Origin of the sequence: Streptomyces sp. 378 (assembly GCF_030124145.1) — a bacterium.
Classification (GTDB): Bacteria; Actinomycetota; Actinomycetes; order Streptomycetales; family Streptomycetaceae; genus Streptomyces.
Genome location: NZ_JASKMS010000005.1, coordinates 363,926 through 378,981 on the forward strand (window position 1 = coordinate 363,926; position 15,056 = coordinate 378,981).

Sequence of the window (15,056 nt, forward strand, 5' to 3'; positions counted from 1 at the left end):
CCGCCGGACGTCGCCTTGTCCCGTGGGTGAGCCCCATTCCCGCTCCCGGGGGGCCGTAACCCCGGGGCGGGGCATGCCGTTGGAAACCGCCCTGCCGCCGGGGCGCGACCGCGCCCCGGCGGCAGGGCCGGACTGTCGGTGCTCGCCAGTAGGGTGTGAGACATGGCCGACCCCTCCAGCTACCGCCCCAAACCGGGTGAGATCCCCGACTCACCGGGGGTGTACAGGTTCCGTGACGAGCACCGCCGGGTGATCTACGTCGGAAAGGCCAAGAGCCTGCGCCAGCGCCTGGCGAACTACTTCCAGGACCTGGCGGGCCTGCACCCGCGCACCCGCTCCATGGTCACCACGGCCGCGTCCGTGGAGTGGACGGTGGTGTCCACGGAGGTCGAGGCGCTCCAGCTGGAGTACTCGTGGATCAAGGAGTACGACCCCCGGTTCAACGTCAAGTACCGCGACGACAAGAGCTACCCGTACCTCGCGGTGACGATGAACGAGGAGTACCCACGCGTGCAGGTGATGCGCGGTCACAAGAAGAAAGGCGTCCGCTATTTCGGGCCGTACGCGCACGCGTGGGCGATCCGCGACACGGTCGACCTCCTGCTGCGCGTCTTTCCCGTGCGTACGTGCTCCGCGGGCGTGTTCAAGAACGCCGCCCGCACCGGCCGCCCCTGCCTCCTCGGTTACATCGGCAAGTGCTCGGCCCCCTGTGTGGACCGCGTCTCCGCCGACGAGCACCGGGAACTGGCCGACGAGTTCTGCGATTTCATGACCGGCCGCACGAACACGTACATCCGCCGCCTGGAGAAGCAGATGGGCGAAGCGGCCGAGGACATGGAGTACGAGCGGGCGGCCCGGCTGCGTGACGACATCGAGGCCCTGAAGAGGGCCATGGAGAAGAACGCGGTCGTGCTCGCCGACGCGACCGACGCCGACCTGATCGCGGTCGCCGAGGACGAGCTGGAGGCGGCCGTCCAGATCTTCCACGTGCGCGGCGGGCGGGTGCGCGGCCAGCGCGGCTGGGTCACCGACAAGGTGGAGGAGATCACCACCGGCGCCCTCGTGGAGCACGCGCTGCAGCAGCTGTACGGCGAGGAGACGGGGGACGCCGTCCCCAAGGAAGTCCTGGTCCCGGCCCTGCCCGACCCCGTCGAGCCCGTCCAGGAGTGGCTCACCACGCGGCGCGGCTCGGGCGTCTCCCTGCGCATCCCGCAGCGTGGCGACAAGAAGGCGCTCATGGAGACCGTGCAGCGCAACGCCCAGCAGGCGCTCGTGCTGCACAAGACCAAGCGCGCCTCCGACCTGACCACGCGCTCACGCGCCCTGGAGGAGATCGCCGACGCCCTCGAACTGGACAGCGCCCCGCTCAGGATCGAGTGCTACGACATCTCCCACCTCCAGGGTGACGACGTCGTGGCCTCCATGGTCGTCTTCGAGGACGGGCTCGCCCGCAAGAGCGAGTACCGCCGCTTCCAGATCAGGGGCTTCGCCGGGCAGGACGACGTTCGCTCGATGCACGAGGTGATCACCCGCCGCTTCCGGCGCTATCTCGCCGAGAAGGAGAAGACGGGCGAGTGGGCCGACGGCGAGGCCGCCGGGAGCGCCGCGAGCACCGGGAACGGTGAGGCCGCCGGGCACGAGGGCTCCCTCACGAGTGGGGACACCCTCGCCGGTACGGACGCAGTCACCGGTACGGACACCCTCACCAGCGCGAACACCCTCACCGAGGACGACGGCCGTCCCAAGAAGTTCGCCTACCCGCCCCAGCTCGTGGTCGTGGACGGCGGCGCCCCCCAGGTCGCCGCCGCCCGGCGCGCCCTGGACGAGCTCGGCATCGACGACATCGCCGTCTGCGGCCTCGCCAAGCGCCTGGAGGAGGTCTGGCTGCCCGGCGACGACGACCCGGTGGTCCTGCCCCGCACCAGCGAGGGCCTGTATCTCCTCCAGCGCGTGCGTGACGAGGCCCACAGGTTCGCGATCAGCTACCAGCGCACGAAGCGGTCCAAGCGCTTCCGCTCCAGCCCCCTGGACGACGTCCCCGGTCTCGGGGACACGCGCAAGCAGGCACTGCTGAAGCACTTCGGCTCGTTGAAGAAACTGCGATCCGCCACCATCGACCAGATCTGCGAGGTCCCCGGCATAGGCCGCAAGACGGCCGAGACGATCGCCGTGGCACTCGCCCGGTCGGCCCCGGCCGCACCCGCCGTCAACACGGCGACTGGAGAGATCATGGAGGAGGAACCCGGCACCATGGGTTCCAGTGGGGAACCCGTGACGACGGGAGCCCCGGACGAACGACGGGGGCAGGAGACATGAATGTGAACGAGCACCACGGGCAGCAAGAACAAACCGGAGACGGAGCACAGGTGAGTACGGGCACGCCCAACGAGAAGGCCCCGGTCCCGGAAGCGGCCATCCCCGAGTTGGTGATCATCTCCGGCATGTCCGGAGCCGGGCGGTCCACGGCGGCGAAGTGCCTGGAGGACCTCGGCTGGTTCGTCGTCGACAACCTGCCGCCCGCGCTGATCCCCACCATGGTGGAGCTCGGCGCCCGCTCCCAGGGCAATGTGGCGCGGATCGCCGTCGTCGTCGACGTGCGCGGCCGCCGCTTCTTCGACAACCTCCGCGAGTCCCTCGCCGACCTGGAGGCGAAGAACGTCACCCGGAGGATCGTCTTCCTGGAGTCCTCCGACGAGGCCCTGGTCCGCCGCTTCGAGTCGGTCCGCCGCCCGCACCCCCTCCAGGGCGACGGCCGCATCGTCGACGGCATCGCCGCCGAACGCGAGCTGCTGCGCGAGCTGCGCGGGGACGCCGACCTGGTGATCGACACCTCCAGCCTGAACGTGCACGAGCTGCGCGCCAAGATGGACGCCCAGTTCGCCGGCGAGGAGGAGCCGGAGCTGCGGGCCACGGTGATGTCGTTCGGCTACAAGTACGGCCTGCCGGTCGACGCCGACCTCGTCGTCGACTGCCGCTTCCTGCCGAACCCGCACTGGGTCCCGGAGCTGCGCCCCTACACAGGCCTGAACGAGGAGGTGTCGGGCTACGTCTTCAACCAGCCCGGCGCCAAGGAGTTCCTCGACCGCTACACGGAGCTCCTCCAGCTCGTCGCCACCGGCTATCGCCGTGAGGGCAAGCGCTATGTGACCATCGCCGTGGGCTGCACGGGCGGCAAGCACCGCTCGGTCGCCATGTCGGAGAGGCTCGCCGCCCGGCTCGCCGCCGAGGGTGTGGAGACGGTGGTCGTACACCGGGACATGGGACGCGAATGACACGACGTACTCCGCGGCTGAGCCGGCTGCGCCGGGTGGTGCCCGAGGGCAACACGGGCGGCAAGGGCGGCCGGCCCGCCGAGGCCCGGGGCGGCAGACCGCGCCGCCGGGGCACCCAGCCCAAGGTCGTCGCCCTCGGCGGCGGCATGGGCCTGTCCGCCTCGCTCGCCGCGCTGCGCCGGATCACCGGTGACCTCACCGCCGTCGTCACCGTGGCCGACGACGGCGGCTCCAGCGGCCGGCTGCGCGACGAGCTCGGCGTGCTGCCGCCCGGCGACCTGCGCAAGGCGCTGGCCGCGCTGTGCGGCGACGACGACTGGGGCCAGACCTGGGCCCGGGTCATCCAGCACCGCTTCCAGTCCAAGGGCGACCTGCACGAGCACGCGGTCGGCAATCTGCTGATCGTCGCCCTGTGGGAGCAGCTCGGCGACCATGTCCAAGCCCTCGACCTGGTCGGGCGGCTGCTGGGCGCCCAGGGGCGGGTGCTGCCGATGTCCGCCGTGCCGCTGGAGCTCCAGGCCCTGGTCAAGGGCCACGACCCGGCCCGCCCGGAGGAGGTCGACACGGTCCGCGGCCAGGCGACCGTCGCCCTCACCCCGGGTGAGGTGCAGTCCGTGCACCTGGTGCCGTGCGACCCGCCGGCCGTGCCCGAGGCGGTCCAGGCCGTCCTCGACGCGGACTGGGTGGTGCTCGGCCCCGGCTCCTGGTTCTCCTCGGTCATTCCGCACCTGCTCGTACCCCAGTTGCTGGACGCGCTCTCGCAGACGAAGGCCCGCCGGGTACTCTCCCTGAACCTCGCGCCGCAGCCCGGAGAAACCGAGGGCTTCTCCCCGCAGCGTCATTTGGAGGTTTTGGGACGACACGCCCCTAAACTCGCCCTGGACGTGGTGCTGGCCGACGAGGCCGCCGTGCCCGACCGCGACTCCCTGACCGATGCCGCCAAGCGGTTCGGGGCCGCGGTCGAGCTGGCGCCGGTGGCCCGGCCCGACGGCACCCCGAGGCACGACCCGGAGCTGTTGGCCGCCGCGTACGACCGTATTTTTCGGATGCATGGAAGGATCGGCCCATGGCGATGACGGCAGCGGTGAAGGACGAGATCTCCCGGCTCCCCGTCACCCGTACCTGCTGCAGAAAGGCGGAGGTCTCCGCCATTCTGCGGTTCGCCGGCGGCCTTCACCTGGTGAGCGGTCGGATCGTGATCGAGGCGGAGCTGGACACGGCGATGGCGGCCCGCCGGCTCAAGCGGGACATCCTGGAGATCTTCGGACACAGTTCCGAGCTGATCGTGATGGCCCCGGGCGGGCTGCGCCGCGGTTCGCGCTACGTGGTGCGTGTGGTGGCGGGCGGCGACCAGCTCGCTCGCCAGACCGGCCTGGTCGACGGGCGGGGCCGCCCGATCCGCGGTCTGCCCCCGCAGGTGGTCTCGGGGGCCACCTGCGACGCCGAGGCCGCCTGGCGTGGCGCGTTCCTGGCGCACGGCTCGCTCACCGAGCCCGGCCGCTCCTCCTCCCTGGAGGTGACCTGTCCGGGCCCCGAGGCCGCGCTGGCCCTGGTCGGTGCCGCCCGCCGGCTGTCGATCCCCGCCAAGGCCCGCGAGGTGCGCGGCGTGGACCGGGTCGTCGTCCGGGACGGTGACGCGATCGGCGCCCTGTTGACCCGCCTCGGCGCGCACGAGTCGGTGCTGGCCTGGGAGGAGCGCCGGATGCGCCGCGAGGTGCGCGCCACGGCGAACCGGCTCGCCAACTTCGACGACGCCAACCTGCGCCGCTCGGCCCGCGCGGCCGTTGCCGCCGGTGCCCGGGTGCAGCGCGCCCTGGAGATCCTCGCCGACGACGTGCCCGAGCACCTCGCCGCCGCCGGCCGGCTGCGGATGGAGCACAAGCAGGCCTCCCTGGAGGAGCTGGGCGCGCTCGCCGACCCGCCGCTGACCAAGGACGCCGTCGCCGGCCGGATCCGCCGCCTGCTGGCCATGGCCGACAAGCGTGCCTCCGACCTCGGCATCCCGGGTACGGAGGCCAACCTCAGCGAGGACCTGGCCGACCATCTCGTGGGCTGACGCCGACGGCCTGACCTCACGAGCCGTCAGCACACCGGTGCCGACGCCCACTTGGGTGGTCGTCACCGGTGTTCGCGTGTCGGTGAGGCACCCTTGACTCGATCATGGACTGTCATGAGCCTGGCATCTGTTCGCTGCTGTGGCGGACCCACGCTAGGGGGGTTCATGAGACGTAGAGCGAGATCGATCCTCGCTGTCGGCGCGCTCCTGATCGGCGGAGCGAGCTTCGCACCCATCGCCCAGGCGGAACCGGGTGGTTCGACCCCGTCCGATCCGGACGAAGTCAAGGTCTTCCGCGCCGACGTCACCCGCAAGCAGGTACCCCTGCTGCTGGCGGCCGGCCAGGACGGTCACGAACTGAGCGAGCGCGTCCCCGAGAAGGGCGCCGCGACCGTCGAGGTCTACCTGACGGACCAGCAGGCGAAGAAGCTGGAGAAGCAGGGCGTCGACCTCACCGTGCACGAGCTCTCCGCCCGGGCCGAGGCCCGGGTCGAGGACGCTGCCGAGGGCGTGTTCCGCCCGTACAGCGGCAAGGGCGGTCTGCGGGAGGAACTCCTGCGCACCGCACAGGAGAACCCGGACCTCACCAAGGTCGTCTCCATCGGCAAGACCATCAAGGGGCAGGACATCCTCGCGCTGAAGCTCACCAAGGGCGCGAAGAGGACGAAGGACGGCTCCAAGCCCTCCGTCCTCTACATGTCCGCCCAGCACGCGCGCGAGTGGATCACGCCGGAGATGACACGGCGTCTGATGCACCACTACCTGGACAACTACAAGAAGGACCGGCGCGTCAAGAAGATCGTCGACTCCACCGAGTTGTGGTTCCTGCTGTCGGCCAACCCCGACGGCTACGACTTCACCTTCGCGGACCCGGCGAACCGCCAGTGGCGCAAGAACCTGCGGGACGTCAACGGCGACGGCACCATCACCACCGGTGACGGCGTCGACCTCAACCGCAACTTCGCCTACAAGTGGGGCTACGACAACGAGGGGTCGTCCCCCAATCCCACCAGCCAGACCTACCGCGGCGGGGGCCCGAACTCCGAACCGGAGACCCAGGCCCTGGACGCCTTCCAGAAGCGGATCGGCTTCACCTACGGCATCAACTACCACTCCGCCGCCGAACTCCTCCTCTACGGAGTCGGCTGGCAGGTGGCCACGCACACCCCGGACGACGTCCTGTACGAGGCGCTGGCCGGCACGCCCGACAACTCAGCGATCCCCGGCTACCACCCGCAGCTGTCCTCCGAGCTGTACACCACCAACGGCGAGGCGGACGGCCACGCGGCGAACGTCAACGGGCTGGCCATGTTCACCCCAGAGATGTCGACCTGCCAGACCGTCTCGGACCTCGACCCGAACGACGCGTGGAAGGCGGCCGACTGCCAGTCGGTCTTCACCTTCCCGGACGACGAGAGGCTGATCCGGCAGGAGTTCGCCAAGAACGTCCCGTTCGCGCTCTCCGTCGCCGAGTCCGCCGCCCGTCCCGACCGGCCCTCCTCGTCGGTCGGCCTGAACGCCGCCGACTTCACCCCGGCCGCGTTCCCCACGTCGTACTCCCGCGGTGCCGACCAGGAGGTCTCCGTCGTCGTACGCAAGTCGGTGCGCGACAAGGAGCTCAAGTACCGCGTCAACGGCGGCCGCACCCTGGACATGGCGCTCAAGCCCTGGAAGGGCGGCGAGACCTACGGCGGTGAGGACAACCTCTACTTCGACGAGTACCGGGCCAAGGTCAAGGACGGCGAGCCGGGCGACAAGGTCGAGGTCTGGTTCACCGGCGAGGCGAAGAACGGCAGGAAGCTCGCCAGCGAGCGCTTCACCTACACCGTCGCCGAGCGCCCCCGGGCGAACACCCTCGTCGTCGCCGAGGAGGGCGCGGCCGCCACGCAGGCGCAGACGTACGTGGACGCGCTCAAGGCGAGCGGCCGCAAGGCGATCGTCTGGGACGTCTCCCAGCGGGGCGCACCCGACGCGCTGGGCGTGCTGAGCCACTTCGACACCGTCGTCCACTACACGGGCGAGGGCGTCCCGGGCGTCGCCACCCAGCTCCAGCTGCGGGCCTTCCTCAACGAGGGGGGCCGGCTCATCGAGGCCGGTGAGCAGGCCGGCGGCCATGTGGACCTCGGCGGTGGCACGCTGTCGAACGACTTCAGCCAGTACTACCTGGGCGCCTACACCCGTACCGCCACCCCCGGGGCGACCGGCTTCACCGGCTCCGGCGAGCTGGGCGGCGTCACCAGCCCGCTCGGCGCGGCCCCCGGCAACCCGCTGGACAAGGCCGGCACCTACAGCGTGACCTCGGACGAGCTCGGGACCGACGAGTTCCCGCAGTTCGCCAGCGAGGGCGCCGGGCAGTTCGCCGGCACCGTCAACCCGTACGGCCCGTTCGCGGGCTCGTCGATGGCCGCCGCCGTCCACACCGACGACGCCTACAAGCGCCTCACCCGCACCGTGGACCTCACCGGCATCACGGCGGCCGACAAGCCCACCTTGCGCACCCAGCTGCTGTGGGACACGGAGGCCGGCTACGACCACGCCGTCGTCGAGGCCCACACCACGGGTGCCGACGACTGGACGACCCTTCCCGAGGCGGGCGGCGCCACCAGGAGCGCCGTGCCCACGGAGTGCGAGGGCGGGTTCTACGTCAACGAGCACCCCTGGCTGAAGCACTACCTGACCGTGGCGGCCGACGGCTGCACCGCGACCGGCACCACCGGCACGTGGAACAGCCTCACCGGCGCCTCCAGCGGCTGGCAGCAGGTGAACTTCGACCTGAGCGCCTACGCCGGCAAGACGGTGGAGGTCTCGATCGCCTACGTCACCGACCCGGGCAGCGGCGGGCACGGCGTCCTCGCCGACGACGCCTCGCTCGTCGTCGGCGGCACGGCGAAGGAGACCGAGGGCTTCGAGACCTCGCTCGGCGCCTGGAAGGTGACCGGGCCGCCCGAGGGCAGCCCGGCCGTCCTGAAGGACTGGGCACGCACCGGCGCCCTGTTCCAGACGTACGGCGCCGTCACCACGGACGACACCGTGCTGCTGGGCTTCGGCCTGGAGCACGTCGGCGGCGCTGCCGACCGGGCGGCACTGATGAGGAAGGCGCTCGCTTCCCTGGACGGGTGATTTCCCTGGTCGCCAGGGAAACACGTCCCCTGGCCGAACCGAGTGGTCCCGCTCTCGGTGGTGGGCGGTCCGTACCCCTACTGGCGGGTACGGACCGCCCTGCCGTGTATGAGGCATCTGGATGTCACTACCAGGGCTTACGAGAGGTAGGGTCGTAGGCGGTCGGGGACATCCCAAACAGAGCTCGCCGGCACCTCGTGGCCGGCGTACCAACGAGGAGATCGGTTCGTGACGATCCGCGTAGGCATCAACGGCTTCGGTCGTATCGGTCGCAACTACTTCCGCGCGCTGCTGGAGCAGGGTGCAGACATCGAGATCGTGGCTGTCAACGACCTGGGTGACACCGCGACCACCGCCCACCTGCTGAAGTACGACACCATCCTGGGCCGTCTCAAGCAGGAGGTCACCCACACCGCCGACACCATCACGGTCGACGGCAAGACCATCAAGGTGCTCGCCGAGCGCAACCCCGCCGACATCCCGTGGGGCGAGCTGGGCGTCGACGTCGTCATCGAGTCGACCGGCATCTTCACCAAGAAGGCCGACGCCGAGAAGCACATCGCCGGTGGCGCGAAGAAGGTCCTCATCTCGGCTCCGGCCAAGGACGAGGACGTCACCATCGTGATGGGCGTCAACCAGGACACGTACGACCCGGCGAACCACCACGTCATCTCCAACGCCTCCTGCACCACCAACTGTGTGGCGCCGATGGCGAAGGTCCTCGACGAGAACTTCGGCATCGTCAAGGGCCTGATGACGACGGTGCACGCGTACACCAACGACCAGCGCATCCTGGACTTCCCGCACAAGGACCTGCGTCGCGCGCGGGCCGCCGCCGAGAACATCATTCCGACCACCACGGGTGCCGCCAAGGCGACCGCGCTGGTCCTGCCGCAGCTCAAGGGCAAGCTGGACGGCATGGCCATGCGCGTCCCGGTCCCGACCGGCTCGGTCACCGACCTGGTGCTGGAGCTCGGCCGCGAGGTCACCAAGGAAGAGGTCAACGCCGCCTTCCAGAAGGCCGCGGAGGGCGAGCTCAAGGGCATCCTCGAGTACACCGAGGACCCGATCGTCTCCTCCGACATCGTGAACGCCCCGGCGTCCTGCACCTTCGACTCCTCCCTGACCATGGTCCAGGAGGGCAAGAACGTGAAGGTCATCGGCTGGTACGACAACGAGTGGGGCTACTCCAACCGCCTCGTCGACCTTACGGTCTTCGTCGGCAACCAGCTCTGATCAACCGAGCAGGCACGGCCGTGTGACAGCAGGGCTCGGGCGGCGCGAGGACGCGCCGCCCGAGCCCTGCGTCACGTACAGATCAGAGCTGTTCGATCAAGAGCGCTTTCGAGCGTTCACGAGCTCTTTCAGGAGAGTCCCCTCATGAAGACGATCGACGAACTCCTCACCGAAGGGGTCGCGGGCAAGCGGGTCTTCGTCCGCGCCGATCTGAACGTGCCGCTGGACGGCACGCGCATCACCGACGACGGCCGCATCCGCGCCGTGCTGCCCACGGTCAAGGCCCTCGCCGACGCGGGCGCCCGGGTGGTCGTCGCCTCCCACCTGGGCCGCCCCAAGGGCGCCCCGGACCCGGCCTTCTCCCTCGCCCCGGCCGCCGCGCGCCTCGGTGAACTCCTCGGGGCGGACGTGGCCTTCGCGACCGACACGATCGGCGAGTCCGCCCGTGCCACCGTCGCCGGTCTCGCCGACGGCCGGGTCGCGGTCGTCGAGAACCTGCGCTTCAACGCCGGTGAGACGAGCAAGGACGACGCCGAGCGCGGCACCTTCGCCGACGAGCTCGCCGCCCTCGCCGACGTCTACGTCGGTGACGGCTTCGGCGCGGTGCACCGCAAGCACGCGTCCGTGTACGACCTCCCGGCCCGCCTGCCGCACTACGCCGGCCACCTCATCGCCACCGAGGTCGGCGTGCTGAGGAAGCTGACCGACGACGTCAAGCGGCCCTACGTGGTCGTCCTGGGCGGCGCCAAGGTGTCCGACAAGCTCGCCGTCATCGACCAGCTGCTCGGCAAGGCCGACCGCCTGCTCATCGGCGGCGGCATGGTCTTCACCTTCCTCAAGGCCAAGGGCCACGAGATCGGCACGTCCCTGGTGCAGGAGGACCAGCTCCCGGTCGTCCGGGAGTACATCGAGCGCGCCGAGAAGAACGGCGTCGAACTGGTCCTGCCCGTGGACGTCGTGGTCGCGCCGGAGTTCCCGGACCTCAAGACCAAGGCCCCCGCCCGGCCCGGCACCGTCGCCGCGGACGCCATGCCGGCCGGTCAGATGGGGCTGGACATCGGCCCCGAGTCCCGCACGCTGTACGCCTCGAAGATCGCCGACGCCGCCACCGTCTTCTGGAACGGCCCCATGGGCGTCTTCGAGCACCCCGATTTCGCCGAGGGCACCAAGGCGGTCGCCCAGGCCCTCCTCGACTCCCAGGCCTTCACCGTGGTCGGTGGTGGCGACTCCGCCGCGGCCGTCCGCATCCTGGGATTCGACGAGAACGCATTCGGCCACATCTCGACCGGTGGCGGCGCCTCCCTCGAATACCTCGAGGGCAAGACGCTCCCCGGCCTCGCCGCACTGGAGGACTGAACTCAATGAGCACGCGCACGCCGCTGATGGCGGGCAACTGGAAGATGAACCTCAACCACCTCGAGGCCATCGCGCACGTCCAGAAGCTCGCCTTCGCCCTGGCCGACAAGGACTACGAGGCCGTCGAGGTCGCCGTCCTGCCGCCCTTCACCGACCTGCGCTCCGTGCAGACCCTGGTCGACGGCGACAAGCTCAAGATCAAGTACGGCGCCCAGGACATCTCGGCGCACGACGGCGGTGCCTTCACCGGCGAGATCTCCGGCCCCATGCTCGCCAAGCTGAAGTGCACGTATGTCGCCATCGGCCACAGCGAGCGCCGCCAGTACCACGCCGAGACCGATGAGCTGGTGAACGCCAAGGTCAAGGCCGCCTACAAGCACGGTCTGACGCCGATCCTGTGCGTCGGGGAGGAACTGGAGGTCCGCGAGGCGGGCAACCACGTCTCCCACACCCTCGCCCAGGTCGAGGGCGGTCTGAAGGACCTCCCGGCCGAGCAGGCCGAGACCGTCGTGATCGCCTACGAGCCCGTCTGGGCCATCGGCACCGGCAAGGTCTGCGGCGCCGAGGACGCCCAGGAGGTCTGCGCGGCGATCCGCGGCAAGATCGCCGAGCTGTACTCGCAGGAGCTGGCCGACAAGATCCGTATCCAGTACGGCGGCTCGGTCAAGGCCGGCAACGTCGCGGAGATCATGGCCCAGGCCGACATCGACGGTGCCCTGGTCGGCGGCGCCTCACTGGACGCCGACGAGTTCGTCAAGATCGTGCGCTTCCGCGACCAGTGAGCGCCCCGGAGGCGACCCGGCGCATCGCGAGTATGCCGTAGCGACGATCCGTCGTACCCTTGCGGGGTCCAGCGCTGTGCTGGACCCCGCGTCGTCCGTCCGAATCCGAGGAAGTTGGTCCAGCCGTGGTTTTGGGGTTCTCGATCGCCCTGATCTTCTTCAGCCTGCTGCTGATGCTGCTGGTGCTGATGCACAAGGGGAAGGGCGGCGGCCTCTCCGACATGTTCGGTGGCGGCATGCAGTCCTCCGTCGGCGGCTCCTCGGTCGCCGAGCGCAACCTCGACCGGATCACCGTCGTGATCGGTCTGCTGTGGTTCGCGTGCATCGTCGTGCTCGGCATCCTGATGAAGGTGAACAACTGACCGAGCCGCAATCCGCACGGAACTCGTACGTAAGGCCCCATGTCCGGTACGCGCAGCTGAGCGCGGCCTATCATGGGGCTTGCGTCTAGGTGTGAGGGTTGTAACTCCAATCACTGGACGCGCGTTGGGCCTTACGTAGACTGAGGCGCTCGCAGCGAAGCGGAACGCCGACTCGCTTCGCGGCACCATCACGCAGGGAGTTACGACCGTGGCAAGTGGCAACGCGATCCGGGGAAGCCGGGTCGGGGCGGGGCCGATGGGCGAGGCCGAGCGCGGCGAGTCCGCGCCGCGGCTGCGCATCTCCTTCTGGTGCTCCAACGGACACGAGACCCAGCCGAGCTTCGCCAGCGACGCGCAGGTGCCCGATACCTGGGACTGTCCCCGCTGCGGCTTTCCGGCAGGCCAGGACCGGGACAACCCGCCGGACCCGCCGCGCACCGAGCCCTACAAGACGCACCTGGCGTACGTACGGGAGCGGCGCAGCGACGCGGACGGCGAGGCGATCCTCGCCGAGGCGCTCGCCAAACTCCGGGGCGAGATCTAGAGGGTCTTCGAAAGTCCCGCACAGCACCCACGGCACCCGGACTTTCGGAACACCCCCTGGACGTCACACCGGCCGGGCACCATCGGGTGCCCGGCCGGAGCCGCCTCCCGGCCTTCGCCGCCGACCGATTGTCAGTGGTGCCCCCTACGGTTTGTGCATCGGACGAACCGTGGAGGGGGAGCGGTGGCGGCGGTCGAGGTGGGTGGGGCGGCGTGCGCGCCCGCGTGGCGCGGGGGCTTCGGACGGCTGTGGAGCGCCGCCGTGCTGTCCAGCTTCGGCGACGCGCTGCGGACGGCCGCGCTGCCCCTGCTGGCCGTCACCCTGACCGACGATCCGCTCCTCATCGCCTCCGTCACGGCCTGTGGCTATCTGCCCTGGATCGTCTTCGGCCTGCTCGGCGGGGCGGTTGCCGACCGCGTGGACCAGCGGCGGGCCATGTGGAGGGTGGACGCCCTGCGCGGGCTGCTGGTCGCCGCCTTCGCGCTGGCCGTCGCACTCGGACACGCCTCGATCGGCCTCCTCATCGTGCTGGCCGTCGCCCTCACCACCCTCCAGACCGTGTTCGACAACGCCGCCACGGCACTGCTGCCCGCCCTGGTCGACCGGGAGGCGCTCGGCAGCGCCAACGCCCGGCTGATGACCGGTCAGCGCATCGTGGGCGGCCTCGTCGGCGGCCCCGCCGTGCCGCTGCTGCTGGCAGCCGGGACGGCCGTGCCGTTCGCGGTCGACGCCGTGACCTTCCTCGTGGCCGCCGCACTGATCGCCGCCCTGCCGGCGGCCGCCTCCGACCCGACGCCGCGACCGGCGGGCAGCACCCTGCGCCGGGAGATCGCGGAGGGCCTGCGCACCCTGTGGCGGGACCGCGCCCTGCGCGCCCTGTGCACCGCCACGGCCCTGTGCAACGTGGGCATGGGCACCCAGCTCGCCATGCTCGTCCTCCTCGTCACCGACTGGCTCCGGGCGGGCCCGGCCGGATACGCGGCGGCGGGCACCGCCTTCACCCTGGGCAGCCTGGCCGGGGGAGCGGTGAACGGCCGCATGGTGGCGCGGCTCGGCCGGCTGCGGTCGGTGCTGCTCGCCGGCTCGGTGCAGACCGTGCTCCTCGTCGTCATGGGCACGGTACGCAGCCTGGCCGTGCTGGTGGGCGCGCTGGCCGTGTTCGGGCTTCTGGGCATGGTGTGGAACGTCAACACGACGACGCTCATGCAGGAGCGCAGCCCGGCCGGGCTGCTGGGCCGGGTCAGCTCGGCCTTCCGGACCCTGGCCTTCGCCGGGGTGCCCGTCGGCGCCCTGCTCGGCGGAGCCGTCGCCGCCGCCTGGGGGCCGAACACGCCGCCGCTGCTCACGGCCGCCTTCTTCGTCCTCGCCGTGGTCGCGCTGATACCCGTGCGCAAGGTGAACGTATCTGTTGTCGAGCCGGTGGACGGCGCCGCGGCAGCCGATGTCACGGGCGGCTCCATTAGGTTGGGACCGGCAGCGGGGCAAGGTACGCAGGCAGCACAGGAAAGAAGGCTGAAGTCCGAGATGAACGCAGACGGCCGCACCAGGCTCAACCAGACGTCCGAGTGGGCGGCACTGGCCAAGCACCGCGAGGAACTGGGCGAAGTCGGGTTGCGTGAGCTGTTCGCCGCCGACTCCGGCCGCGGCACCGCGTACACCCTCCGGGTCGGCGACCTGTACGTCGACTACTCCAAGCACCTCGTCACCGACGACACACTGCGGCTGCTGCGCGAACTGGCCGCCGCCACCGACGTCTTCGGCCTCCGGGACGCCATGTTCCGCGGCGAGAAGATCAACACCACCGAGAACCGGGCCGTGCTGCACACCGCGCTGCGCGCCCCGCGGGACGCCGTCATCGAGGTCGACGGCGAGAACGTGGTGCCGGAAGTGCACGCCGTGCTCGACAAGATGGCGGACTTCGCGAACCGGGTGCGCTCGGGCGAGTGGACCGGCCACACCGGCAAGCGGATCCGGAACATCGTCAACGTCGGCATCGGCGGTTCCGACCTCGGGCCGGCGATGGCGTACGAGGTGCTGCGCGCCTTCACCGACCGCTCGCTGACGGTGCGTTTCGTGTCCAACGTGGACGGCGCCGACCTGCACGAGGCGATCCGGGACCTGGACCCGGCACAGACGCTGTTCGTCATCGCCTCCAAGACGTTCACCACCATCGAGACGGTCACCAACGCCACCTCGGCCCGCTCCTGGCTGCTGGACGCGCTCGGTGACGACGCCGCCGTCGCCCAGCACTTCGTGGCGCTGTCGACGAACGCCGAGAAGGTCGCGGACTTCGGCATCGACGTCGACAACATGTTCGAGTTCTGGGAC

11 protein-coding genes are annotated in these 15,056 nt (G+C 70.4%); all 11 read left to right on the forward strand.

Features of this window, described 5'->3' with window-relative positions:
* The first annotated feature begins 162 nt into the window (after nucleotides 1-162).
* Entirely contained in the window at nucleotides 163-2,316 is a 2,154-nt protein-coding gene (gene uvrC / locus QNO09_RS10410) for an excinuclease ABC subunit UvrC (protein WP_283969813.1), read from the forward strand.
* Nucleotides 2,313-3,272: an RNase adapter RapZ gene (gene rapZ, locus QNO09_RS10415; protein WP_283969814.1), complete on the forward strand. Its 960-nt coding sequence runs from the start codon at nucleotides 2,313-2,315 to the stop codon at nucleotides 3,270-3,272. Before uvrC ends, rapZ begins: the two co-directional genes overlap by 4 nt.
* On the forward strand, nucleotides 3,269-4,348 hold the full coding sequence (locus QNO09_RS10420; protein ID WP_283969815.1) for a gluconeogenesis factor YvcK family protein: 1,080 nt from the start codon (nucleotides 3,269-3,271) through the stop codon (nucleotides 4,346-4,348). The genes rapZ and QNO09_RS10420 overlap by 4 nt, the downstream gene beginning before the upstream one ends.
* Nucleotides 4,339-5,328 (forward strand): DNA-binding protein WhiA, encoded by a 990-nt coding sequence (whiA, locus tag QNO09_RS10425; protein WP_283969816.1) that lies wholly within the window; start codon nucleotides 4,339-4,341, stop codon nucleotides 5,326-5,328. Before QNO09_RS10420 ends, whiA begins: the two co-directional genes overlap by 10 nt.
* 165 nt (nucleotides 5,329-5,493) lie before the next feature.
* Nucleotides 5,494-8,448 carry a M14 family metallopeptidase gene (locus QNO09_RS10430; RefSeq protein WP_283969817.1) on the forward strand — a complete coding sequence of 985 codons (2,955 nt, stop codon included), beginning with the start codon at nucleotides 5,494-5,496 and terminating at the stop codon, nucleotides 8,446-8,448.
* Between the two features lie 228 nt (nucleotides 8,449-8,676).
* Nucleotides 8,677-9,684, forward strand: coding sequence for a type I glyceraldehyde-3-phosphate dehydrogenase (gene gap, locus QNO09_RS10435; protein WP_283969818.1), 1,008 nt, complete (start codon nucleotides 8,677-8,679; stop codon nucleotides 9,682-9,684).
* Nucleotides 9,685-9,828: 144 nt separating this feature from the next.
* On the forward strand, nucleotides 9,829-11,040 hold the full coding sequence (locus QNO09_RS10440; protein ID WP_283969819.1) for a phosphoglycerate kinase: 1,212 nt from the start codon (nucleotides 9,829-9,831) through the stop codon (nucleotides 11,038-11,040).
* A gap of 5 nt (nucleotides 11,041-11,045) precedes the next feature.
* Complete coding sequence (gene tpiA / locus QNO09_RS10445; protein WP_283969820.1) at nucleotides 11,046-11,822, forward strand: triose-phosphate isomerase; 777 nt, start codon at nucleotides 11,046-11,048, stop codon at nucleotides 11,820-11,822.
* A gap of 125 nt (nucleotides 11,823-11,947) precedes the next feature.
* The gene (gene secG / locus QNO09_RS10450) at nucleotides 11,948-12,184 is read left to right on the forward strand and encodes a preprotein translocase subunit SecG (RefSeq protein WP_283969821.1); all 237 of its coding nucleotides are present in this window, start codon (nucleotides 11,948-11,950) and stop codon (nucleotides 12,182-12,184) included.
* A 208-nt stretch (nucleotides 12,185-12,392) separates the two neighbouring features.
* Nucleotides 12,393-12,728, forward strand: coding sequence for an RNA polymerase-binding protein RbpA (locus QNO09_RS10455; protein WP_003957010.1), 336 nt, complete (start codon nucleotides 12,393-12,395; stop codon nucleotides 12,726-12,728).
* A gap of 183 nt (nucleotides 12,729-12,911) precedes the next feature.
* The coding region (locus QNO09_RS39685; RefSeq protein WP_349636957.1) for a phosphoglucose isomerase-related protein at nucleotides 12,912-15,056 on the forward strand (2,145 nt) is incomplete at its 3' end.